The following is a 25,350-nucleotide window of genomic DNA, read 5'->3' as shown; positions in this document are numbered from 1 at the left end:
ATTCAATAAAAAGTTGCAAGTCTTTCGAATCAATCTTTTTGTAAGTTGTTGTCAAGGTCTGTCGATCAGTGGAATAATTTACAAAACGGTTACAATTTGAACGGAGTTGAACAACAGTGATTCGGATGCTGAAAAAAAACGAAATGAGGTGGAGCTACTGGGAGGTTTGGTATGAGGAATCAGAGCATCTTTATACCGTTCATTACGGAAATGTCGGGGAAATTGGCGAGTATTTTGCTGTAGTAGCGGAACAGATCGAGGGAAGACCTGATGAGGTTTTGCAGAGCTGGACAGAAGAGATGAAAGAACAAGGATATCAGGTCATGAAAGAGAACGATTTCCATCCAATGATCATTCGCTTTCCCCATTTATGTGAGTCAGAGATTGAAATGCGCTATTTGATCGAACAGCTGCTGGACGAATGCTTGGGAAAGACAGGGAATGGTCACAGTGACGGTGGGGAAGACAGCGAGAGGACGTTGGCAGTAATTTGCCAGGTGATCGATACGAAGAAAGCGGCGGCTGCCGTATTTGAAGCGATGTCTTGCGCACAGCTGGGCGAAGGGGTTTCCATCAGCATAAAGCAGGAGGATGGAAACTTGATTCCACTTCATCCTCCTGCCTAAAACTGTCTGATTTATTTCACGATTTTATGCCGCAGAGCTTTTGCCACTGCCTGTGTACGATCCTCAACACCCATTTTTTGCAAGATGCGATGCACGTGTGTTTTGACAGTGCCTTCAGATATAAACAAGTTTTGCGCAATCTGATCATTTCGATAGCCATCTGCGATCTGTTGAAGTACATCTAACTCCCGATCCGTGAGTTCATCTAGCAAGACTGATTGGGAGGTGGTTGTCGAATCAGGTGTCTCACGTTGACCTTGCAGAGCTTCGGCAAGGGCTTTTGCGGCTGTTACGGTGTGGAAGAGGGCTTCTCCCTGATGGGCTCTGCGAATCAGATCAAGCATTTCCTGAGAGTCGGCATCTTTTAGCATATAGCCAACCGCTCCCGCGCGAATCCCTTCCACCACGTAATTGTGATTGTCAAAGGTGGTGAGGATCAATACCTTCGTGCGAGGATGCTGTAGCATGATTTCTCTTGTGGCCTCAATACCCGACTTGTTGGGCATCTGAACATCCATCAAAACGACATCAGGTGCGAGGGAGCCAATCAGCTCTACTGCTTCTACACCATCGGATGCTTCCCCAATTACTTCCATATCGGCTTGCATTTGTATGACATAACCTAAACCTTGGCGAATCATGGTTTGGTCATCTACTAGGACCACGCGAATGGCTCCTTCTTTTTGTTTAACGGTCATGTTCGCATGCTCCTTTCTGGTTCAGTCTGGTGAATCGGAAAGCTGAAATCGAGTTGGAATCCGTGGGGCTCTCGAATGCGGTACGCGAGAGTTCCGTTCAATAGTTGAATCCGTTCAAATATGCCAGTTAGGCCAAAGCCAGGTTTGATTTTTTGGTCGCTCGTGATGCTTCCATCGTCTCGGATGGACAACAAAAGGATATCCTTCTTTTGTTCAATGATGACGAGAATTTCTTTTGCGTCAGAATGACGTAAGGAATTGGTGATCGCTTCTTGCAAGATTCGATAAAACGTTATCGTCATTTCCTGAGAGAGCGGGATGTCCAGGTCGGAGCATATCAGCTCCATCTTTATTCCTGTATGCTTTTGAGCCTGCGACAAAAGAGCTCGCAGAGGCGTTAGTCCCAAGGAGGTTTTATCCAGAGCCAGTGTATGGACAGATGTGCGAATATCCTCCAGACTTTGCTTCGCAACACCAAGCATGTTGCGAACGGCTTCTTGTGCATTGTCAGGTCCATCCTGCAACATATACTTCAAGGCATGTAGCTGGACAATGAGTGAAGTCAAACTATGACCCAAAGCATCGTGAATATCACGAGCAATTCTCGTTCGTTCCTCCAGAACCGCTACTTGAAGGGAATGAAGCGCTGCTTCTTGAAGTTGTAAGTGTGCCTCCTGCAACTCTGTATGTGTTTTTTGCAGCTGCTCCAGGTGCTGTTGGTTGGTTTCGTATGCTTCTCTTTGAATCCGATAGCCACGTGCACCGATATAGCAACCCACATACGTTAGAATATAAGAGATGATGTGCGTGAATCTCAGGTTTTCTTCAAAATATAAAAAAAGCGTACTGCACGTACCAAAAAAAGTAGCATAGGCCAACGCTCGGCGTCCATGAATGTGAAAACCGATAAAAACAGCGAGTGGGAGCATCAAGCCGAAGCCCTCTCCCCCCAAGGTGAGAGATTTTACTAAGGAAACGATTCCAAGCACGACTGCCACTAATTCGAATTGGAAAGGCTTCCATTTTTTCTTGGAAGTCCAAAATACCACAAGGTAACAAATAAATAGTACAATGGTAAGGGAAAATTGCAACGGAGTTTCCCGTTTAAATGAATCAGGAAGCAAAGCTAATACAAGTAAGATGGAAAACCACATGATCAGCAAACGTTTTTGTATGGCTTTCATCATTATCTTTAACAATGAAAAGTCCTTCTTTCTCTGCCGGATAATCACTTAACTTCATTCTAGCATGCGTTGTCGTCTATCTCCAGATAGATAAATCCCTGTCAGAAATCTACCCCTGGGTAGACTTCACTACATATACTTTTCAGTAGAATTATTTTTGGGAAATAAACGACTAATTATGGGTGTGGAGTGGGTAAGTAAGGATGGCAAGGGAGGATCTCATGAAAGAACTGATTCAGTTGGCAAAACTCCTGCAAGAAGCCAGTATTTTGTTTACCACGATTTCTGAGCAAGAGCTGGATACAAGTGATGTAACCTGGCAACAGGTCTTGATTCTGGAGCAGCTTGGAAACGGGCCAAAAACGATGGGGGACATAAGTAAGACTGTCGGTCTTTCATACAGCACAACTTCCGGTCTTATTAACCGATTGGAGCAGGAAAACCTGGTACGCAGATTCCGGGACCAAGCAGATCGACGAGTTGTGTGGGTGTCACTGACAGAGCGTGTGTACCAACAGCGAGACGTGAAATGGGGAAATTCACAAACCGTTTAAAAATGGTTTCACCCCTTTATATTTCGTTAAACGAAATGTTGTGTGAGATTTACCTTGTTCATTTCGTTATGCGAATTATTTCTCACAAAAAATTAGCAGATATATAAAAAAGAGGTGAGTGGATTGAATCTTTCTGAACTATCGATTAAACGCCCGGTCACCATGATTATGTTGACTCTGGCCATGCTGATTTTTGGTTTCGTCTCTCTGCCTCGCTTGGCGATTGATCTCATGCCGGATCTGAACTTCCCGGTTGCTGTCGTGGTTACATCCGTAGACGGCGGATCTCCAAGTGAGGTTGAAAAACTAGTTACGAAGCCGGTTGAGGACGCACTTGCAACGGTATCCGATTTAGATAGTATACAATCGGTATCGATGGAAGGCGCCTCGCAGGTTATCCTCATGTTTAACTGGGGGACAGACCTTGATCAGGCGACTCTCGACATGCGGGAGAAGGTAGATCAGGTCCGTGGTTCTTTGCCTGACTCAGCCAGAGCGCCACGCGTACTGCGTATTGACCCGAATAGTACACCGATCATTGAGTTTGCGGTGACGGGTGAGCAAGATATCAACAAATTGAAAAAGATGGCAGAGGATATGATCCAATCACGTCTGGAGCGTATTGATGGGGTCGCATCTGCTTCCATCAGCGGTGGACAAAGCCGGATTATCGATGTTACCGTCGACCCAGCCAAACTGGCGGCGTATGGTTTGTCACTTGACCAAGTTCAGCAGGCTCTACAGGGCAGCAACTTGTCAGGTTCCGGTGGAGCGGTACGCGAGGGTGATGCCAAGCTCAACATCCGTGTACAAGGTGAGTTTGCTGATGTCGATCAAATCGCGCTGACACCAATTTCTGTCGGAGGAAACTCCATCAGGCTCAGCGATATTGCCCAGGTAAAGGACACGCATCAAGATGTAACGCAAATGAGTTACGTGAATGGAACACCTAGCTTGGGTATTAGAGTGACAAAAGCTTCTGGCGGAAACACCATTGAAGTAGCAGATGATGTAAAAGCTGAGCTGGAGAAAATCAAAAGCGAGCTGCCAGAAGGCGTTCAAATCATTACAACTCTAGACACATCCACCTACATTAAGGATTCCGTTTACACGACCGCTGAACATGCCCTGTTGGGTGGCGGTATCGGTATGATCTTGCTGTTCTTCTTCTTGGGCAGCTTGCGATCCATGGTTATTGCGGTCATCGTTCTTCCTGTATCGATCGTCGCTACGTTCTTGCTGATGTACATGTCAGGACAGACGATCAACCTGATTTCCCTTTCCGGTTTGACATTGGGATTAGGATCATTGATTGACTTTGCGGTTGTTATGCTCGAGAATGTTTTCCGTCATCGGGAACAGGGAAAAGGTATGATGGAAGCGGCCTTGGATGGTTCCAAAGAAGTAGGTACGGCAGTAATGGCTTCGGCTTTGGCGCAAATTTGCGTATTCTTGCCGATTGCCCTCACGGAAGGTATTGCTTCTGAGTTGTTTGGACCACTTGCATTGACGGTTGTTTACTCACATATTGCGGCGCTTGTCTTCTCCATTTTGCTGGTGCCGATGCTGAGTTCTAGAATTTTGAAAAAAATTCCGTCGCATACGCATCATGAGAACTATCGTGGAATTAATCCGGTTACTTGGTTCAACATTGGATTTAGCAAAGTAGAAAAAGGCTACCAAGGATTGTTAAGATGGTCATTGGGCCATCGTAAAACAGTCATGATTTCTTCGGTTGTTCTGATGGTGGGCTCTCTCGCATTAACTCCGATGATCGGGGCAGAGTTTATCCCAGCCATGGACCAAGGTCAGGTAAATATCTCCATCAAAATGCCGAATGGTACGGTTCTGGCTGAAACCGAGAAAGTAACCAGACAAGTAGAAGAAATTGTCAACACGGTTCCGGAGAAGAAAATTGTAGCGACTTCGGTTGGTAGCAATGCATCACCGATAGCGAGCACATTGTCATCCAATCAGGGAACGATCACCCTGATGCTGGTAGATCTCGACCAGCGCAAACGTTCCTCCAATGAAATTGTGATGGATCTCCAGGAAAAGCTGAAGCATATTGCCGGACCAGAAATTAAGGTAAGTGCACCAGCCGGTATGTCTACAGGTTCCCCCATTCAATTGAAGGTGAGCGGGGATGACTTGGCCGTACTGAAAGACATCAGTGGTATTATTAAAGGCGAGATTGAGAAGGTACCTGGTACGAGTAACGTAACAACCAGCTTGGAAGAATCAAGACAAGAGCTGGAAGTGAAAATCAATGCTGAGAAGGCGAGCTTGTACGGATTGACGACAGGACAAATTCTCTCCAGTGTTCGAACTTCCTTCCAAGGTCAAACGGTAACGCACTATCGCACGGGTGATGATGAGATTGATGTCAACCTCAAGCTGCCGAAATCGTATCAGGAAGATATCAACTTCTTGAACAATTTGCGAATTTCCGCTCCAGGTGGGGCACAGATCGCATTGACCTCAGTTGCAACTATCAATAAGATAGATGTGCCCGTATCGATTAACCGTGCCAACTCCAGCCGTGAAGTTCAAGTAACAAGTGATTTGGCAGGGCGTGACCTGAGCTCTGTCACACGGGAAGTGCAAGAGAAAATTTCGAAGCTGAACTTACCGGATGGCTACACAGTCGATTTTGGCGGGCAAAGTGAAGAAATGATGGAATCATTCAGTAGCCTTGCTCTCGCGATTGTCCTGTCAGTCGTGTTGCTCTATATGGTAATGGCTGCGCAGTTTGAATCGCTATACACCCCATTTATCATCATGTTCTCCGTGCCACCAACCGTTACAGGCGTTCTGCTTGGACTATTGGTGACAGGCACGACGATCAGCGTTGGGGTTTTGATCGGATACATTTTGTTGATCGGTCTGGTCGTGAACAACGCGATTGTATTGATCGACTACGTGAACCAACTGCGTGCAAAAGGTATGGAGCTGTTTGATGCGATCCTGCACGCTGGGCCGATTCGTCTTCGTCCGATTTTGATGACGACACTCACCACGATTCTGGCGATTGGACCACTTGCGTTCTCTGGCGGCGCCGGATCTGAGACGAATGCACCAATGGCCGTGACGGTTATTTTCGGTCTTGGATTCTCTACCTTGATTACACTGGTTCTGGTTCCTGTGGTTGCTTCTTGGTTTGATGATGCAGGGAAAAAGAGACGCTTGAAGCGCCAGTTGAAACTAGAAAAGAAACTTGCTAAGAAACAAAAGAAAATCAATCCCGCTTTGGAATCGTAAGACGTTTGTGGGAAGAGGAGGGACATACATGAAACGAAGTAAAAAACCCGTCATTTTGGCATTGCTGGCCATCACTCTAGTGGCAGGGTGCTCCAGCCCGCAAGCGGAAACGCCGCCTACGGAAACGGTGGAAGCCGCCGCAACCCCTGTACAGATTGAAACCGTCGCTACAGGCTCAGTAGTATCAGATTCTGGTCTCACGGCAAAGCTGGCGCCGAGTGAGGAAGTGCAAGTTTCCCCGAAAATGGGCGGGAAAATTTCTTCCCTGCCAGTGAAACTGGGACAATACGTGACAAAAGGTCAAGTATTGTTCAAGCTCGATGAAAAAGATCTGGTGAACGGTGTCAAGCAAGCAGAAGCAGCCTACAATGTATCAAAAGCCAGCTTAAACCAAGCAGGCAGCAGTTCAGATCAAGGCTTGGTGCAAGCAAAAAATAGCTTGAAGCAGGTAGAAACTGCCCTTCAGGATGCAAAAGTAAACCAGCAGCGGATGCAACAGCTCTTTTCACAAGGAGCAATTTCCGCACAGCAGATGGAACAGGCAAACTCCCAACTGACAACAGCACAGACTTCTTATGATAACGCACAGCAGGCTTTACAATCAGCTGGGCAAAAAACGAGCGTGCAAGTTTCTGAAGCATCTGTGCAGCAAGCACAAGTAAGTCTGCAGAATGCTCGTGAGCAATTGGCGAATGCAACTGTGACGTCTCCGATCAACGGATATATTTCCAGCGTAAGCGGTGCAGTTGGCCAAATGGCAGGTCAGCAGCCGGTTGTGGTTGTCGTTAACACGAATCCACTTCTGGTAAAAGCAAATCTGTCAGAAGCTGATATCACAAAAGTAAAAGTAGGAACAACCGTAAAAGTAAACGTACAATCTACAGGAAAAACGATTGATGCCAAAGTAACGGCGATGAGTCCAGTCATGGATTCGCAGCTCAAGGCTTACCCAGTGGAGATTACGATTCCAAACCCATCCAATGAGTTGAAGTCCGATATGGTTGTAAATGTGACCTTCCCATCGGTTGGGGAAAGCGGAGCAAAATCGATCGTTGTAACGCGCGGTGCCGTTTTTGATCGCGATGGCAAACAGTATGTATTCAAGCTGGAAGGTGACATTGCCAAACAAGTCGAGGTCACTACGGGCAAATCCTCCAGTGATCAGATCGAAATTTTGACAGGCTTGTCTGCCGGCGATAAGATCGTGGTAAAAGGGCAAACATTGCTCCAAGATGGCGGCAAAGTTACGATTCAGTAAGAAAAAGAGTAGCAAGAAAGGGACGGAGTACATCCGTCTCTTTTTTGTGTACAATGGAAGTACTCGGCCATATTATGGATACAGAGCGAATCATGAGCTATCTTTATATATCTAATTATGAAAAGGAAATTGTCACGGATTTAAGACAAAGTGTCATTGCTACTTTTGAAGGGGGCAAAGATTCGATACAATGAGAAGATAGTGGATAAAATACCCAGCGGAGGTACATATGACTGGCGATATTACTGTGTTTGTGGCTTTTGCAGCAGGTTTTCTCTCGTTTATTTCTCCTTGCTGCCTGCCGCTTTATCCGTCCTTTTTGTCTTACATAACTGGAGTAACGATTGATGAAGTAAAGAAAGGAAGAGCGGTTTTTCGCAAAGAAGCCTTCTTGCATACCTTTTTCTTCATTGTCGGGTTTTCGATCATTTTCGTTGCGCTTGGGCTGTCTACATCTTGGATCGGAAGCTTGTTCACCGACCAGCAGGACTTGATTCGTCAATTGGGCGGTATTTTGCTTGCTGTTATTGGCTTTGTTATGCTTGGCGTGTTTAAAATGGATTGGATGATGCGTTCTTTTAAAATCGATTTAAAATCGAGGCCATTGGGGTATACTGGGTCCATACTGGTGGGAATGACGTATGCAGCTGGTTGGACACCTTGTGTGGGACCCATTCTTTCTGGCATTATCGTCATGGGTGTATCCAATCCTTCAAGCGCCTTGGCTTACACATTGGCGTATACACTTGGTTTCGCCATTCCGTTTTTTGTCATGACATTCTTCATCAGTAAGGTGAAAGCGATTGTGAAGTATTCCGATCTGTTTATGAAAATCGGAGGAGCCATTATGATTTTGTTCGGTATTCTTCTGTATACAGATAAACTGACGGATATTACACGCGTTCTCATTCAAATGTACGGAGGCTTTACGGGATTCTAACTCAGTAGGGCAGAGGTGACAAAATGAAAAAGCTGTTGCTCGCGGTGATCGTATTATTGGGGGTCGGACTTGCTGTTTGGGAAAAGCCTCAAGAAACAGCCGCAATCGTAGCAGAGGTTCAAAAACCGGAAGTTGGCTTTGCGGCTCCTCATTTTACACTGACAGGATTGGATCAGCAGACGTACAAGGTAGAAGGCAAAAGGGCGAAACCATTGGTCTTGAATTTTTGGGCTTCCTGGTGTGGACCATGCAAGCTGGAAGCGCCTGATTTACAAAAAGTCTATGAAAAATACGGCGGACAGGTTGATCTGTATGGTGTGAACGTCACGAGCAATGACAGTCCGGAAGCAGCCATGGCCTTCGTCACCAACTATAAGCTGACATTTCCGATACCGATGGACGTCGCTGGAACTGTGTCGAACCGTTACAAGGTGATGGCATTCCCAACGACTTACTTGATTGACGCGGATGGGATCGTACGAAAAAAGATCATCGGCATGGTTGATGCTCCTACACTGGAGCTGGAACTGCGCCAGTTGTTAAGTCCAAAGCCATAAGGAAGGCACATAAGTCGCTGGGGGAGAACTCTCCCGCGGCTTTTTCTATTTGTGACACGTATGAAAAGGCCCATTTTGCAGGCGAAGATCTTGATTTTGTATGCTTGCCTAAAGAGCGGTGGTGTTCTCCTTCATAGACTGGAGTGATCTAGGGCAAAGGGAGGAAAACGGATGGCCAAGGGCAAAAAGGTAAAGAAGAAGAATACACGACAGCACCCCAATCAAGTACAGCTAAGAATCGTAACGTCCCAAACATGTCAAGTATGCAAACAGCAATGTGCACGAGGGTTGGCATATCTGGAACAGATGTCCCAGCCCGGCGCGATCGGCTTTGGTGTACCATGCATCCTCACTAAGCAAAAGCAATAGCTTGTCTTTTCTATGAGCGAAATCTTCTGTTCACGAGAGAGAGTCCCTTCGAAGTGAGAAGGGCTCTACAGCCTGTCTCAAAATTGGAGCTGCCTATGGGTGGCTCTTTTTTCAGTTTTTATGAGGAGTTAGGAGTGGGGGAATGTGACAAAAGTAAAAGCACTTTTGAGTATAGTAGTACTTTTAATACTTGGTGGATTTTCGGCTGCTACCAGCTCAAATGTTGAAGTGCAGCCTGTTTCAAATGGGAGTGTTACAATTGAAGAAGACCTCCTTAAAAAAATGAAGATTGTAAAAGACGATAGCGAAATCGGCTCAGGAGAACTAACTAAAGAGAATATTTCATTTGGGGTTATTCATATTGGGGATTCAGCAGAAGCCGTACGAAAACTACTTGGGGAGACAACAAGTAAAGGAATATTAAACTCTACGCCTTTTCCATTGTGGCACTACGAAAAGCAAAATATAGACGTTGCATTCTATTATAATTTTTATCCATCGTTAAGAGTGCTATTAAAAGGAGACAAGGTAGCTAGTATTGAAATAAGCAATGAAAAAGAGCAACTATAAAAAGGAGTGGGTAATGCGATTTGAAGAAGGCTAGAGAAGCCAGAGAGGGAGAGTAATATAAAGGATGCAAAATTCTATGATTTTGTCTGAGCAATACAAAGCGTTGTCTAAGCCAAATTTTTCTATAATGCTTGAACTGTTATTTTCACCATCAAGTTTTAATGAAATATATTTACATCTTGGACATACAAAGGAATCAGAAGATAAATTAAAATATTCGATTAGGTATGCTACGTTTTCATTCATGGAGCCATATGAAGTGTTAGAAGTCCCAATTGAGCAAAGTATAGCAGAAAAAATAGAGGAGATACTTTGTGAGTCAAAGATTAGTATTATTCCTCAAAGATATAGTATGGGACTAGATGGACATTCTTTCATACTAAAAGTAAATAGAGGATTCAATAAAATTGAAATTCGGTGGTGGTGTGAACCTGATGAGGAGTGGGCACCACTTGGAGAACTAGTTGAACTTATATTTAGTCAACTACCTAAGAAATTAAGGGAATATTAGTTATGAAAATACCTACTTATAGCTTGCATGCTGGCAGCTTTAACAACCGTGTATTATACTGAAGGGACTGATGAAAGCAAGGGAAAGGAGCAAAAATGCGTCCATTACAAATATCACCGGAGACGGCTGTCAAGCTGGCGGAAGCACTTCAGGTACCCTTGGAACGCCTCATGCACATGCCGCAGCATATTTTGTTGCAAAAAATGATGGAGCTGGCTAATCAAGAAAAGGAAGCAAACGAAGCAGCGAATAAAAACCAAGAATAGGCCAGCGATACAAAAGGGGGAGAAAAGATGGGGGCAAATGTAGCACATAAATTCCGTACGGGGCTCAAGCCACAAGCGTTTGTGGAAAGCATGACGAAAAATCAGGATACATACCAAAACTGGTCGGATGCATTTTCATGGGAGGATGAACAAGACCGTGCGTTTTTTGCTTCTCTCCAGCATCGTGATGACCTCAGATGCTTGATTTTGGCTGCGGAATGGTGTGGCGACGTCGTTCGCAACTTGCCAGTCGTCTTGCATGCCTTGAAAGAAACAGACATGCCAGTGGAAATTATGGTAATGGAAGAACACCTCGATCTCATGGATGAGTTTCTTACGATGGGCGGTCGGGCGATCCCTGTTGTTATTTTCGCAGACACGGGTGGACATGTTCTGGCAAAATGGGGACCACGACCGAAGCATGTCCAAGCTGTCATGACGGCTTTCAAACAACAAAACCCGGACCGAAACGCCACGGATTATGAAGACAAGATTAAAGTAGCGCGTGCCGAAATGCTCGAGCAGTATGGAGAAGGCACTGGCTACCAGCAAGTGATTGTCAAAGAGCTGAGAGAGCTACTTTCCTCGATTTAATCTATTGCATCCATAACAGGGCGGAGTCACGGCTCCGTCCATTTTCATGCAGAAGGGCTGAATAACATGTATTACTACGGGAATGAAACGATTATGTCCTTGGAGCAGGTGCTTCGCTTAAAAGCATCGGAAGTTCGAATTTTGGAGTGGGTACGTACCTACGAATTTTTAGAAAACAGTTATGGAATAGATGAAGCTGTTCCCTACTTCTTGGAGATAAAATGTGAAGAAGGGCAAGTGAAGATTCGCAAAAACCGTATACTTGACTTCCCGGAATACTCCTGTGAGGGAGAAGCGATCTTTCAAGAAGTAGATGAGGCACTGCGCGTCTTTCACGAGTGGGCACAGGAGATCTTGGCGAAAAAAGAGAGTTAATCAAAATAATATGTTGACGTCAAACAAAGTTCATGATAAATTAATAAATGTCGCTTCTGGTTGAAGAGAATAGCAGAAGATAGACAGCACATATTGTGGGGAGATAGTGAAGTGGCTAAACACGGCAGACTGTAAATCTGCTCCCTCCGGGTTCGGCGGTTCGAATCCGTCTCTCCCCACCATTGATTTTCTATCGATGATGTGTTAACTTATTCATAGTTCATTTGCCGGTGTGGCGGAATGGCAGACGCGCGCGACTCAAAATCGTGAGGGAAACCGTGGGGGTTCAAGTCCCTTCACCGGCACCATATCAAAAACGAATGCACACTAACCATGATGTTTACAGACACATGGATGGTGTGCTTTTTTACTATACGGGAAACAATTCAAACAGCGGCGAGTCTAAGACTTGGTTTTCATGTCTTAGGTCGCCGCTGTTTCATTTTTGGGTAATGAAAACTCGCTTAAAAGTTCAATTCTGCAATCGTCTCGCCGAACAAAACCATGCCATTCTTTTGAAATCCGAGCGAAGCGTAAAGGTTTTCGGCTGCGACATTGGCTGGGGCATAGCCAATGACAATTTTTTGACAATCTTCCTTTGCTTTCAGGATCTCAATGACTTGTGAAATGGCAGTACGTCCATAGCCTAGTCGTTGGTACTTCGCATCAATTAAGAGTCTGTAAATCCAGTAATTTCCATCGTCAGGGTCAAGCCCATACATGACAAAGCCAACCATCGTGTCATCATGGTATATGGCCAAAGGAACAAATGTAGTTTGAAACTTTGATTCAGCAATGGAGTAAAGGTTTGGGGCAACAAACTCGCTCTGTTCGGGAGTAGGTTCCAGTTCAATACACTCTTCCCAGTTTTCCAAAGTTACTTCACGAAGTGTCACAGACATCTAATCACATTCATCCTTCCGGGGATTTATTATTTTGTCAATATATTACATTTTATCCTACGTGAAAAGAAAGTCAAAATCAATAGAGTGCACAAATTTTTTTCTATATCTATGCAGCACTAGAGAAGGGGAAAGAGAGATAGAATTAGCTCAATTTTCAGAAATAATAATTTATGGAAAATTCATTTGACACTATAGAAGAGTCATCTATATAGTTGAAATTGGAAGTATTTGTAACCGATTTGATTTTTTACCATGTCTGAGTTGTGATTACATCTACACAATTCAGAAAGGGGGATATTCTTTGCGCCAGGATAAGAAGCAATGGAAGGTCGGTTATCCTTTAAGTCATCCACAAAAGCGTATCTGGTATACGGAAAAATTACATCCACAGCTTCCTATCCATACGTTAGGGGGGATGGTGCGAGTTCAAGGAAAGGTGAAGCTGGATGTACTGGAAGCGGCCATTCACCTGTTCATTCAAAAGAACGATACCTTGCGACTCAACTATCAGGAGGAAGAAACAGTCCTTCAGTTTGTTGGAGAGTACGAACCGCAGCCATTGCAGATGTTTGATTTCAGACAGGAACCGAATGCCCCTGATCGGTGCAGACAAGTCCTGCAAGCTTTGTTTACAAAGCCGTTTTCAATCGGACAAGAGCCTCTGTTCTACTTTTGTCTGATCCAACTGAGCGACGAGGAAGCAGGGTATTTTGTAAAGCTGCACCATTTGATTGCTGATGGCTGGTCCATCTCAATCATGACGGAACAAATTGCTCACTATTATGACACGTTGTTGGCAGGCGGTACCGTTCATGTAGGAGATGAACACGCTTATCAAGCTTTTGTCGACAGGGAGCATGCCTATGCTCAGTCTGAGAGATTTGAAAAGGACAAGCGCTACTGGCGGGACAAGTTTCAGAGCTTGCCCGTAATCACGACATTACAAAAGGCAACAGATACTACCAAAGGCAAGCGCAAAGTCTATGCATTTAACCAGGAAGATTCGACAAGAATACGCCAGTTTGCGGAACAGATGAAATGCTCGCTAAATTCCGTGTTTGTAGCTCTCGTCAGTCTTTACCTTCAGCGTTGTACGAGGCAAGAAGAAATCGTGATCGGTACGCCGCTGTTAAACCGTTCAGGCAAAGTGGAGCGCAAAATATTCGGGATGTTTACCAGCACCATGCCTTTTCGTCTGGCAGTTCCGATGGAAATGGATGCCTTCGATTATGTTAAATATGTCAACAGGGAATTGACTTCCTGTTTTTTTCATCAGAAATATCCGTACGATTTGCTGGCTCAAGAGTTGGAATTGAAGAAACATGGCTATGACAGCCTGTTTCAGATTTGTGTGAATTATTACAGCACGCAGCTGCCCTTCACCCTAGGCGGGTACCCCGTGACGAATGAGGAGTTTTACAACGGTCACCAGTTGTATTCGCTCCAAGTCATTATCAGGGAGTGGGCTACAGATGAACAATTGACGCTGGAATTGGATTATAAGATCGCCGAGTACACGGAAGAAGATATTGACCGAATAGCGGATCATCTCGTGCGGCTACTCAATCAGATGATCTCGAATCCAGAAGGACCGCTATCCAATCTGAACTTCCTTGCTGACGAAGAGCTGGCACTACAGCTCCATACATGGAACGATACTGCAGCTTCCTATCCCAGCGAGAAGACGGTTGTGCAGTTGTTTGAAGAGCAGGTAATGCGCTCGCCACAAGGAATTGCATTGGAGTCAGAGGGGCGCACGCTGACATTCCAGGAACTGCAGGATCAAGTGAATCGACTCGCTCAGTCGTTGCGAAACCGAGGAGTTGGTCCTGGCGTAATTGTGGCGTTGATAGCAGATCATTCGCCAGAGATGATCATCGGACTGTTGGCTGTTCTAAAAGCTGGCGGGGCATACCTTCCGATTGATCCTCAGCTCCCTTCACAGCGTATTGAATATCTGCTGTCCGATTCTGGAGCGGACCTGTTGCTTCGTCACACTTCGCAATCAGAGGATATTTCGTGGTCCAAAGCAATTCTGGAGCTCGGTGATTCGTCCCTGTATCGAAATGATGGGGCAATCCTGGAATCGGTCAATCAGCCAGATGATTTGGCCTATGTCATTTATACATCAGGCTCTACTGGAAATCCGAAGGGAGTCATGGTTACTCATCGAGGGTTGGTCAACTATATTTCGTGGGCGAAAGACCGCTATCTCTCTTGTCCTGAAGAAGCGTTTGCTCTGTATTCCTCACTGGCATTTGATTTGACGGTTACGTCCATTTTCTGCCCGCTGGTAAAGGGAAATCGGATGGTTATTTATCCTCACTCCGATTCAGAGTTTGTGTTATCGCGCATCTTTAGTGACGGACGCTCCCATGTTGTAAAGCTGACACCTGCCCATCTGTTTTTGCTGCAAGAGATCGCTCTGCCTTCTACTACGGTAAAGAGAGTGATAGTGGGCGGCGAGGACTTGAAGGTGAGTCTGGCTGAGGCCATTCATGCGAAATGGAACGGACAAATCGAAATTCTCAATGAGTATGGCCCTACCGAGACAGTAGTCGGATGCATGATCTATCAATACGATCCAGTGACCGATGTCGAAGGATCTGTACCGATTGGACATCCGATCAGTAACGTGCAGCTCTATATTTTGGATTCATATGGGAAGCCAATCCCAATCGGTTCGACTGGAGAGCTATTCATCTCGGGAGATAGTGTGGCACGGGGGTATCTTAACCGCGAGGAATTGACGCAAGAGCGTTTCCTACCCGATCCGTTTCAGCCAGGGAAAGTGATGTACAAGACAGGCGATTTGGTTCGCTATCGTCCCAATGGAGTCATGGAGTATTTGGGGCGAGCTGACTATCAGGTGAAGATTCATGGATACCGCATTGAGTTGGGTGAAATTGAACAGCAGCTACTTGGTCATGCTTCTGTGCGTGAGGCAGTGGTGATTGATCGCATGGATACGTGGGGGCGTAAGTACCTTTGTGCTTATGTGATCACGGAAACAGCTTTCCGGGAAAAAGAGCTCCGCGAAGAACTGGCAAGTCGATTGCCTGCTTACATGATCCCTTCGCAAATCGTGCAGCTTGAACAATTTCCGCTGACCTCAAATGGCAAAGTTGATCGAAAACAGCTTCCCGAACCTGTCATGGAGCGAAAAGGTGCGGAGGATGAAACCAGTCCTCGTGACGAGTTTGACAAGCTATTGGTTGAAGTGTATGAGGACGTGCTCGGTCATTCGCCTTTTGGTTTACAGGACCCGTTTTCCCAACTAGGGGGAGACTCGATCAAGGCGATTCAGGTTTCTTATCGATTGCATCAGCGGGGAATCAAGATTCCGGTTAGAGACATCTTGATTTATGACACGATTGCAGAACTAAAAGCGAGAAGTGACTGGAGTTGGGGAGTGGAACAGATCCCACAAGAGCCGTGTACGGGCGAGTTGCCTTCATCTCCCATTGTTTCTTGGTTTTTGTCACAACAGTTCCGCAATGCTGATCATTGGAACCAGTCGTTGCTCCTCGAAAGCAAGGAAAAAGTAACGCTGGAGGAGTTTGAGGCGAGTCTGTCAGCACTAGTTAATCATCACGATTGTTTGCGGCTCAATTACTCGGCAAAAGAGGGGAAGCTCTTTTACAATGAGCGCCACCTAACCAATCGAGTGTCAGTATCTTACGTCGACCTTTCTTCCGTACCGCAAGAAGAACAGGAGAGAAGAATGCTTGAGGCGATGAGAGATTGTGCTGTTAGCTTCAAGTTGGAAGAATCAATTCTGTTTACCGGTTGTCTCTTTGAATTGGGACCGGATCGACCTCAGCGATTGTTTCTGACGGCCCATCATCTTGTTGTGGACGGTGTCTCCTGGAGGATTCTCCTGGAAGATTTGATGAGCGCCTTGGCCAGTCTGAAACGTAATGAGCCGATTAATTTACCAGATAAAACGCATTCGATGCAAGCGTGGATCAAGGAAGTCTCCGCCTATTACCAGTCGACTCAAGCAAGCAAAGAAAAAGCATATTGGGACATGTTTTCCATCCCGGAAGACCAGCTACCGACTGACTTCGATTTTGGCGAAGACTTGGTAGAATACAGTGCTACATCTACTCGCACACTTTCAGCCGAGATGACGTCGCGACTGTTGACAACGGCCAATCGAATGTTTAATACGGGTCCCCAAGACCTATTGGTTGCAGCACTTACTCGGACACTGAGTGATGTGTTTGGTAGGGAGCGTCTCTTGCTGGTAATGGAGTCGCATGGGCGTGAGTCTTCTATTCACACGATGAACGTAACCAGAACAGTAGGATGGTTTACCAGCATGTATCCTGTTTTGTTTGAAACGAATCCATCCAATCGGACCGATCACCTAAGAGAGGTAAAGGAGAAGTTGCGCCAGATTCCGATGGGCGGGCTTGGGTTTGGCTGGCTAAAGCCTGATCTGCTCGCGGAAGTGGACAAATCCCATGTTCGATTCAATTATCTGGGATCCGTGGATAATCAACTGAGTGATGAGCTGGTTCTCATGGGAGGAAACTTGGCGGTTGATGCCGGAGTGGGTAATCATTTGACAGCACTGCTTGACGTGGCTGCTCTCATTCGCCAAGGAGAACTTCAGGTTTCTGTTACGTACAGCTTGCGCAAGTATAGCGAGGAGACCATGGAGAAGTTACTTACGTTGTTTATCAATGAATTGGAGCAGCTCATTGATCATTGCTGCCACCAAGAGGTCCCTGAATTTACGCCATCGGATTTTGAAGAGGTGGAATTGACGCAAAAAGAGCTGGATTTGCTGTTTGGTTAAGAAGCGAATCTCATGCTTGACCAAGTTTTCCGAGAAGCCAAAAATGACGAGTGTTTAATGAATGACAGGAGGGATTACATTGAGTGTCAAGGTACTAATGGGAAAAAAGGGATTTGAGGAATTCGCGACGATTGTCGGCTTTACAGAAGCGGAAAAGGAAGAACGCGGTGCATTGCTGGAGCAGTCTTATATGCCATTCAAGGTGACTCGCTATTATGCCGAGTTGATTGCGAGTCAATCAGAGCCTTATCGTACCCAGATGATCAATATCGTGCTTCCTCCACCGGGAGTGAAACCCTATAAAGGCCGCTTTGATCCGTATGGAAACAAGTCGTATCGTCAGGATGAAACAGCTTTCCTGCAACACAAGTACAAAAAGACATTGTTGCTTCACATCGACGACTTTTGTATTGCCAACTGCCAGTTCTGCTATAAAGTGAACGAAATCCGCCATGAAGATATTGGATACACCAATATTATGGACAAGGCAGAAAGGGCAGTACAGTATTTGGAAGCCCATCCGTACATCGATAATGTTCTTTTTACTGGTGGAGACCCTGCTTCCTTCCGTAAAACTTCTGACTTAATCAAGCTGATCAGCACGCTATTGAGTGTGAAGAGTATTCGACTCGTTCGCTTTGCAACCAAGGCTTTGGCCTATGACCCTGCTCGTTTTCTTGATGGAGAGCTGCTGGCGTTTTTTGACCAAGTAAGACAAACGCCCGGTAAGCAGGTAAGTGTCATTTCCCAGTTCAACCATCCTGGGGAAATCAGTGACGTTTCGATCCAAGCAACGCAAGCACTGCTATCCGTCGGTGTCCAGATTCGCGGACAGCCTGCTATCATTCGTGGCGTGAACGATTCTGTCGAGACCTTGATCGACTTGCAGCGCAAGTTTTTGGATAATCGAATCATTTCGTATTATTTGACGGTGTTTATGCCAGTTAGGGGAGTCGAGCAGTATGCCATTCCACTGGACGAGGCGTTCCGGAATGTGGCCGAGTCCAAGCGCAATCTGGGTGGCTTGGAGAAAAAAGGGGTGCTTCTTACTTCGCACGACTTTGGAAAATTAGAGATTTGTGGCTTTTATCCGACAGCCGAGCGCCCTGAAAAAATTGTTTTGAAATGGCATCAAGCGGTCGGACCAGACTATCTTCCAGAGCGGTTGAAGGAATTAATCCCAACCCGTTCAGAAGACCTGATGATTTTGGACTACAAACAGGGAGAGATGTACTGCCTCGACCATGTTTTCGAACATAATGGCTTGCCGTACGTGAATGCAGATGGGGAGATCGTGGAAAACCTGCCGAGTGAAGCTGTTCGGTAAGGGAGTCAGGAGAGAAAAATTGTGATGAACAAGATCGACAAAAACAATATAGCTGACATTTTGCCGTTAAGTCCTACGCAGGAGGGCATGCTGTTTTACTACCGACTCCAAAAGGATTCCAATCTGTATTTCGAACAGCATCGGCTAACCCTTCGTGGCAAGTTTCAGCTGGAGTTGTTTACGCAGGCTGTTTCGATGGCGTTTGAGGCCAATGAAATGCTTCGTACGGTTTTTCGCTGGGAGGGGCTTCAAGCCCCTGTCCAGCTCATTCTCAAGCAAAAGACATTGGAGATTCCTTATTTCGATTGGAGCGAGTTACCATCTGGAACGCGTGAAAGAAAACTGTCAGCCTTGCTGTCACAGGACAAGCAAACACCTTTCACGCTTGAGTTGGGCAATACCATTCGCATTCAAGTAGTAAGGATGGAGTTGTATCGTTATGAAGTCATATGGTCATTTCATCACATTCTCATGGACGGATGGAGCTCTGGCATTCTCCTAAGAGAGATATTTACGGCATATGGACAATTGTGCTCGGGGCTGTCCCCTGCAATCAAACAAAAGGCGAAATATAAGGAGTATCTGCGTTTTCTCAAAGAAGCATCGAAAGCACAATCCTTATCGTATTGGAAAGATTCCTTACAAGGAATTAGCTCGCCTACACCGCTTCCCTATATGCGGGATCGTAACGAAGAGCGGAAGTATTCTTCTTATCATCTTCGGCTTAGTCGAACGCTGACAGAGACACTAGAGGAAACATCCAAGCGTTACCGCGTGACAATCAGCACATTGTTGCAAGCCGCATGGGGTATTTTGCTGCAAAAATACAGCGATACGCGGGATGCTCTTTTTGAAGTGGCCTACGCCGGACGTCCTGCCCATCTCACCGGAGTAGAGGAAATCGTCGGCCTCTTCATCAAGACGTATCCGCTCCGGGTCAAACGGACAGAAACGACAACAGTCAAAGATCTGCTGGGTGTCATGATGGAAGAGCAGCACCAGATGGCCCCGCACTTGTACGTGCCAGCAGTTGAGTTGAAAAACTGCTCAGAGATGGACGTACAAACCCCTTTGGCGCATAGTTTGTTCGTTTTCCAAAACTATCCGATCGACAAGACGCTGGCCGGATTGGAACTTGATTTCGAGCTGGAAAATATCACCTCACATGAAACAACCGACTATCCATTGGTCCTGGAAGTAACACCAGGTGATGAATGGACAGTCCATGTCAACTACCAGGCATGGAAGTTTCAAGCAAAGGAAATCGAACGCCTAGCGCTTCACTATCAGAGCCTTCTCGAGCTGATTGCGGCTGATCCAGATCAAGAAATTCGTGAACTTACCTTGCTCAGTGATCATGAGCGGCACGAGATGATTGAGGAACAGATGAAAGTCGTACCAGTTCCGAGTAACTACTGCGTGCACGAGTTGATTGATCAAGCGGCAGAAAAAACACCGGATGCAGTTGCGCTTGTACAAGGAAAGCAGACAGTGACTTACAAGGAGCTACAAGAGCAAGCCAATCGCCTGTCTTGCGCTCTGCAAAAGGAGGTGACAGATGCAGGTAGACCGATAGTTATCATGTGTGATCGTTCCCCTGAAATGATTACTGCACTGCTAGCTATCCTCAAAGCTGGGTGTTACTATGTCCCACTTGATCCAGACTTGCCAAAAGCGCGAATTGAACAGATCGTAAGCCAGATCCAGCCTAGTCTGATCGTGACAGAGGGCAGCTATCTGGAACTCGTTGCTGACTTGCAAACAAGGGTGTTTTGTCTGGATGAACCAGCTTGCTGGGCCCAGGAATTAACACAAATACCACAGCGAAAAGCGACGCCTTCGAGTACCGCATATGCCATCTTTACTTCTGGTTCAACAGGTACGCCAAAAGGTGTGCGTGTAAAGCATGATCAATTAATCAACGCTCTTTGGTGGCACATTGAATTTGTTGGGTTCGGAGAGCAGACGAGAACGTTGCAGATCGCCACATTGACTTTTGACGCATCGGTTGTCGAGATTTTCTGCACACTCATCAGCGGTGGGACCCTTTGCTTGTTGCAGCAACATGAAAACAAATCCCCGCAAAAGCTTGCGGCTGCCATCGAGAGCCAACAAGCAAACGCGATACTCGTTGTCCCTACGATGTATCACGCTTTGCTTGACCACGCGGCTGATGGATCGCTGGATTCGATTCAAAAAGTGTTGTGTACAGGAGAGATGTTATCTTCTTCGTTAGTGGAACGACATACAGCCCTGTTACCTCAAGCGCAGATGTACAACCTGTATGGTCCGACGGAAAATAGTATCTCGGCATCCGGGTATTGTGTACCGCGACAAGGGCCTTTTGAAAATCCGCTTCCGATTGGACATCCGAGTTATAACGTTCGTGTTTTTCTTCTGGACCAAGATTTTCATCTGTTGCCTAAAGGGGTAATAGGGGAAATGTACGTTGGCGGGATGGGAGTAACGGAAGGTTACATCGCTGACGAGGAAAAAACCAGAGCGTCCTATATCCTGACCCCGTTTGGCAGGCTTTATCGTACAGGAGACTTGGCTTGCTGGACGGATGAAGGACATCTGCAATATTTTGGTCGCAAGGATTTCCAAATTAAGATTCGTGGCAACCGTGTTGAATTGGAGGAAATTGAAGCTGTCCTGCGCCGTCAGCCTGGTGTCCAGGAAGCAGCGGTAGTGGCTATTCAGGAGTCAAAGCGCGATCCTTATCTGGTTGCATGCTTGGCCGCGATGCATCCGATTGAGGAACACGTTCTGAGAAAAGCAGTGTTGACTTATCTGCCTGACTACATGCTACCTGCCTTTTTCGTCCATCTTGATGCCTTGCCTCGGACGCAGAGTGGAAAAGTAGACAAGACTGCCTTGCAACGTCTGGATTACACGCAGTATCGCTCGGGAAAGGAAGAGGCCCCGGCAGATGAACTTGAGCAGCAATTGGCACAAATATGGCGAGAACTTTTGGCAGTCGAAAAATTAAGTGTGCACGATCATTTTTTCTCGCTAGGAGGCCACTCGCTGAAGGCTGCTCAACTCGTGACCAGATTGCAAAAAGAGAGAAAAACGGACATCACAATCAAGGATGTATTCCAGAACCCGACCATTCGACAATTGGCTGATCGCATCAGAGGTAGACAGGCGATATCTTACACGCCGATTGATCGGGTCAGTCAAGCCGAGAGATATAGGGCTTCTTCTTCCCAGAAACGAATTTTCGTTATGCATGGAATTGAAGGGGAAAGCACCAGCTACAACATGTCGGGTGTAATCGCGGTAAACGGTCATTTGGATGTAAGTCGAGTGAAACGTGTATTTAATGAAATCATCCAAAGGCATGAAGCATTCCGTACTTCGTTTGCGGTACAGGATGGAGAAGTGTATCAGTACATCAGCGACCATGTGCCATTTGAGATCCAAACGATGCATAGCGATGGCAGGACATTGGACGAAGTGATGGAGGACTTCCGGCAATCCTTTGATTTGACGAAAGCCCCTCTCCTTCAGGTTTGCCTAGTCGAGGTCACAGCCACTCAGCATTATCTGCTGTTCAACTCTCATCATATTATTTTGGATGGCATTTCACTGAATGTGTTAATGGAAGACTTCGCTAGAGTGTACGTGGGTGAAGAGCTGCCTGCACTGCCTATTCAATACAAGGACTACGCCGACTGGCAGTGGCAGAAGCGGGGGAGCGAGCAGTGGAATCAGCAGGAAAAATATTGGGTGGACACCTTTAGCGACCGAGTCCCACTTATGGCTTTTCCACTGGATTACCCGCGTCCCGCTGTTAAGACATTCCAGGGAGATCACCATACGTTCTTCATTACTGATTCTACGTACGGTGATTTGCATGCATTTGCCAAGCAGAACGAAGTGACTGTCCATGCTGTTTTGATGTCGGCTTATTACGTGTTGTTGATGAAATACACGTCTCAGGAAGATTTCGTTGTCGGTTCACTGGTAGCTGGACGTAACCATCCCGATTTGGAACGAATCGTCGGTGTCTTTATCAACTTCCTTCCGATTCGCAATCGTCCTCGTGCCGAACTCGTGTATACCGATTTTGTACAAGAGGTTCAGCGCAGTTTGTTCCTGGCTTATGAACATCAGGAGTATCCGTTTGAAGAAATCGTTGCTCGTAGCGCTGCAGGCATCCAGCAAACGCAAAATCCGTTGTTTGATACGATGCTGATCTTCCATAACCAACGGGAGCAAGAAGTCAGGTTTACATTGGGTGACGTGCAGTTTGAAGAGGTTCCGCATGAATCCAAAACATCGAAGCTTGACTTTAAGCTGGATATTACACCACTCGCTGATCAATTCAGATGCGTGCTGGAATACGATACCCAGTTGTTTAAAGCGGAGACTATGGAAGGCTTTGCTGACAACTATTTGCGTGTACTCGCAGCGCTTCTGAAGCATCCGAAGCAGCGATTGGATGATGTTTACATCGTACATCACCAAACAGAAAAAGAGGGCGTGATGAACCGCCTTCATCATGTCGGAGTTGCCGTTCCAGAACTGGGTCCGGCTCAAATCATGTATGGCACTCTCGGGTTTGATGCGAGCGATTCCCTGCAAGATCCAGAACAAAACGTGTATCTCTCGATGTGCATGAAACCGGGAAGTGTACCAATCGAGCTGATTGCGCCAGTCGATGAAACGTCACCTTGCGTTCGTTTGTTGGAAGAGAAGGGGACGGGACCATACCATCTATGTTATTCTATTTCCAATATTAATCAATTTTTGAAGAGTTTAGTTGATTCTGGATTCAAATACGATTTGGTCAGCGCTCCTAAGCCAGCAGTGCTTTTCAAGCATAGACTCGTTGCTTTTCTCTTTCTGGAATCGGTAGGCTTGATTGAACTTGTAGAGAGCGAGGATATGAAGCATGACGAATGGCAAAGCAACGATCAGCGGTCTGTTGTCCGTTTGCTTACGCCAGATGCTGATCAGGCACTGTCGTTCTTTACGTTCCTGGGCTACCGTGTTCACGAGAAATATCTGGATCGGCAATCGCAAGCGAGTATCATCACACTGGGCAAAGCGAGTGAGAGCAGTATCCAATTAGTCGAGCCTCTTATGGAACACTCGCAAGAACAACGGGCGCTCATGAAAAATGGTTGTGGTGTTTACCAAATAGAGGACAGGGTAGCGAATCTGACCGAACGGATCGATACACTGATTGCGTGTGATATCCCCGTTTCTTTTGCAGACCGGGCAGGACGTAATCTGCTCTTGAAAGATGCCCCCTACCTACTTTTAACCGACGGGAAATCAGCCGCCGAAAGACCTAAGCCGGTTCTAGGCGAGTTTCATTCGGAAGCTACGCCCATCTATTCCTTGGTTCAGGAACGGTTGAGGAAGCAGGAACAAGAAGAGGGGATTGTGGCTGTCAGATGTTTTGACATCGAGCTTCGAAGCAGAATCGAACCGTCATATATGCAGCAAGCATGGCAAGCTCTCGTGCGACGTTTTCCACAGCTGTTGCCACAAGGCTTATCCGAACCGATTCCACTTGCGTTTTGGGATTTACAGGAGAAAAGCGAGGCAGAGGCAACGATATGGTTACGGGATCGATTGATTGCCGAGCAGAAGAGACCGTTTGAGCATCATGCAGGAAGTTTGGCTCGATTTGAACTGGTAAAGCTGACTGCTGATCACTATCGGTTGATTGGAAGTCTTCACAGCTCCATTAGTGATTGGCGAGGCATCGGACTTCTTCTGGAGGAATGGGAGGCTCTGTATCAGACGATTGAAGAAGGGCATGAACCTTCTACGGAAGAACAGCCTCACTACGAAGAAGCATTCGCTGTTTGGCAGAAAAAAATGCTTTATTACGGACATCTCGAGGCCGAGCGCCACGAGTGGTTGACAGCAGCAAATCTACATTCTGCTCAACCTTTTGGTACAGGAGGGGTAGCGAAGCGACAAGTCGAGCAGTATATCGACCCGACGAGTCACGCTGATTTACTGCATGTAGCTGCTCAGTCCAATCAGGAGCTGGGAGACATTTTGCTTGCTTCCTACCTGCTGTTGCTTCGACAGGTCACCCAATTGTCTAGTTTGACGCTTGGGGTAGTGACGACGAATCGGACACAAGATCTGCTGGAACATACGCTTGGCAACTTTGACAACATCGTACCGCTCACGATCGATATGCAGACGATCAGTTCGTTTTCACAATTATTGGATCAAACGAATCAAGTACATGCCCGGATGCAAGCGCTCGCGTTGTATCCGTCAGAGCATTGGCAAGCGACGACGAACATGGAATGGCCGACACTTTTTGTTAACCAGACGATTCCGTTCAAAGCTCAGTCAACTGTTTGGAAACGTGAAGTGAAACGATCAGTCGAGCCTGAGATGGCCGGAAGCCCATTAGTTCTCCAAGTAGCAGAAACTTCGGAAGGTATCCATGTCGTTTTTACCTTTGATCCAGCTATGCTTCAGACGGCATATGTTGAATCGCTTTCGGATCGCTATGTGAAAATCCTAAAGATGTTAGCAGAAAAATCCAAAATAAAGTAAAAGGG

At 46.3% G+C, this 25,350-nt stretch carries 18 protein-coding genes and 2 tRNA genes; 17 read left to right on the top strand and 3 right to left on the bottom strand.

The window, feature by feature from the left end; all coding sequences use genetic code 11:
* The first annotated feature begins 116 nt into the window (after positions 1-116).
* Positions 117-626, top strand: a complete 510-nt coding sequence (locus tag ODZ53_RS05995) for a hypothetical protein (RefSeq protein WP_372676308.1) — start codon at positions 117-119, stop codon at positions 624-626.
* A gap of 11 nt (positions 627-637) precedes the next feature.
* Here the strand turns inward: ODZ53_RS05995 and ODZ53_RS05990 are convergent, their stop codons facing one another.
* Together ODZ53_RS05990 and ODZ53_RS05985 are read right to left on the bottom strand one after the other, a co-directional pair.
* The gene (locus ODZ53_RS05990) at positions 638-1,324 is read right to left on the bottom strand and encodes a response regulator (RefSeq protein ID WP_064199203.1); all 687 of its coding nucleotides are present in this window, start codon (positions 1,322-1,324) and stop codon (positions 638-640) included.
* On the bottom strand, positions 1,321-2,556 hold the full coding sequence (locus ODZ53_RS05985; protein ID WP_372676307.1) for a sensor histidine kinase: 1,236 nt from the start codon (positions 2,554-2,556) through the stop codon (positions 1,321-1,323). The genes ODZ53_RS05990 and ODZ53_RS05985 overlap by 4 nt, the downstream gene beginning before the upstream one ends.
* Before the next feature lie 155 nt (positions 2,557-2,711).
* Here ODZ53_RS05985 and ODZ53_RS05980 point away from each other — a divergent pair, with 155 nt between their 5' ends.
* From ODZ53_RS05980 to ODZ53_RS05920, 13 genes are all read left to right on the top strand, one after another.
* Positions 2,712-3,062, top strand: coding sequence for a MarR family winged helix-turn-helix transcriptional regulator (locus ODZ53_RS05980; RefSeq protein ID WP_372676306.1), 351 nt, complete (start codon positions 2,712-2,714; stop codon positions 3,060-3,062).
* 123 nt (positions 3,063-3,185) lie between these two features.
* The gene (locus tag ODZ53_RS05975) at positions 3,186-6,323 is read left to right on the top strand and encodes an efflux RND transporter permease subunit (RefSeq protein ID WP_015891505.1); all 3,138 of its coding nucleotides are present in this window, start codon (positions 3,186-3,188) and stop codon (positions 6,321-6,323) included.
* 28 nt (positions 6,324-6,351) lie between these two features.
* Positions 6,352-7,581 carry an efflux RND transporter periplasmic adaptor subunit gene (locus ODZ53_RS05970; RefSeq protein WP_372676305.1) on the top strand — a complete coding sequence of 410 codons (1,230 nt, stop codon included), beginning with the start codon at positions 6,352-6,354 and terminating at the stop codon, positions 7,579-7,581.
* 229 nt (positions 7,582-7,810) lie between these two features.
* Positions 7,811-8,521, top strand: a complete 711-nt coding sequence (locus tag ODZ53_RS05965; protein ID WP_015891503.1) for a cytochrome c biogenesis CcdA family protein — start codon at positions 7,811-7,813, stop codon at positions 8,519-8,521.
* A 23-nt stretch (positions 8,522-8,544) separates the two neighbouring features.
* On the top strand, positions 8,545-9,078 hold the full coding sequence (locus ODZ53_RS05960) for a TlpA family protein disulfide reductase (protein WP_064199206.1): 534 nt from the start codon (positions 8,545-8,547) through the stop codon (positions 9,076-9,078).
* 171 nt (positions 9,079-9,249) lie between these two features.
* Positions 9,250-9,447 carry a hypothetical protein gene (locus tag ODZ53_RS05955; protein WP_064199207.1) on the top strand — a complete coding sequence of 66 codons (198 nt, stop codon included), beginning with the start codon at positions 9,250-9,252 and terminating at the stop codon, positions 9,445-9,447.
* A gap of 144 nt (positions 9,448-9,591) precedes the next feature.
* Entirely contained in the window at positions 9,592-10,017 is a 426-nt protein-coding gene (locus tag ODZ53_RS05950; RefSeq protein WP_372676304.1) for a hypothetical protein, read from the top strand.
* A gap of 76 nt (positions 10,018-10,093) precedes the next feature.
* A complete protein-coding gene (locus ODZ53_RS05945; protein ID WP_372676303.1) occupies positions 10,094-10,528 on the top strand; it encodes a hypothetical protein in 435 nt (144 codons plus the stop codon).
* A 95-nt stretch (positions 10,529-10,623) separates the two neighbouring features.
* The gene (locus tag ODZ53_RS05940; protein ID WP_015891498.1) at positions 10,624-10,794 is read left to right on the top strand and encodes a YycC family protein; all 171 of its coding nucleotides are present in this window, start codon (positions 10,624-10,626) and stop codon (positions 10,792-10,794) included.
* 27 nt (positions 10,795-10,821) lie between these two features.
* Positions 10,822-11,388, top strand: coding sequence for a thioredoxin family protein (locus tag ODZ53_RS05935; protein ID WP_016743536.1), 567 nt, complete (start codon positions 10,822-10,824; stop codon positions 11,386-11,388).
* A gap of 66 nt (positions 11,389-11,454) precedes the next feature.
* Positions 11,455-11,763: a hypothetical protein gene (locus ODZ53_RS05930; RefSeq protein ID WP_016743537.1), complete on the top strand. Its 309-nt coding sequence runs from the start codon at positions 11,455-11,457 to the stop codon at positions 11,761-11,763.
* Between the two features lie 97 nt (positions 11,764-11,860).
* Positions 11,861-11,945 (top strand) — tRNA-Tyr (locus ODZ53_RS05925).
* Between the two features lie 44 nt (positions 11,946-11,989).
* Positions 11,990-12,071: transfer RNA gene (locus tag ODZ53_RS05920), tRNA-Leu, on the top strand.
* A gap of 156 nt (positions 12,072-12,227) precedes the next feature.
* Here the strand turns inward: ODZ53_RS05920 and edeQ are convergent.
* Positions 12,228-12,665 carry an edeine self-resistance N-acetyltransferase EdeQ gene (edeQ, locus tag ODZ53_RS05915; RefSeq protein WP_016743538.1) on the bottom strand — a complete coding sequence of 146 codons (438 nt, stop codon included), beginning with the start codon at positions 12,663-12,665 and terminating at the stop codon, positions 12,228-12,230.
* 304 nt (positions 12,666-12,969) lie between these two features.
* Here edeQ and edeP point away from each other — a divergent pair, with 304 nt between their 5' ends.
* From edeP to edeN, 3 genes are all read left to right on the top strand, one after another.
* Positions 12,970-17,475, top strand: a complete 4,506-nt coding sequence (gene edeP / locus ODZ53_RS05910) for an edeine non-ribosomal peptide synthetase EdeP (RefSeq protein ID WP_372676302.1) — start codon at positions 12,970-12,972, stop codon at positions 17,473-17,475.
* Between the two features lie 79 nt (positions 17,476-17,554).
* The gene (locus tag ODZ53_RS05905; RefSeq protein WP_041749467.1) at positions 17,555-18,802 is read left to right on the top strand and encodes a lysine 2,3-aminomutase; all 1,248 of its coding nucleotides are present in this window, start codon (positions 17,555-17,557) and stop codon (positions 18,800-18,802) included.
* A gap of 24 nt (positions 18,803-18,826) precedes the next feature.
* Complete coding sequence (edeN, locus tag ODZ53_RS05900; RefSeq protein ID WP_372676409.1) at positions 18,827-25,345, top strand: edeine non-ribosomal peptide synthetase EdeN; 6,519 nt, start codon at positions 18,827-18,829, stop codon at positions 25,343-25,345.
* Positions 25,346-25,350 lie beyond the last annotated feature (5 nt).

Source organism: Brevibacillus sp. BD137, assembly GCF_041644655.1.
In the GTDB taxonomy this organism is placed as follows: Bacteria; Bacillota; Bacilli; order Brevibacillales; family Brevibacillaceae; genus Brevibacillus; species Brevibacillus brevis_D.
The sequence above is the reverse complement of the archived record's forward strand: the minus strand, read 5'-3'. Positions and strand labels throughout refer to the sequence as shown.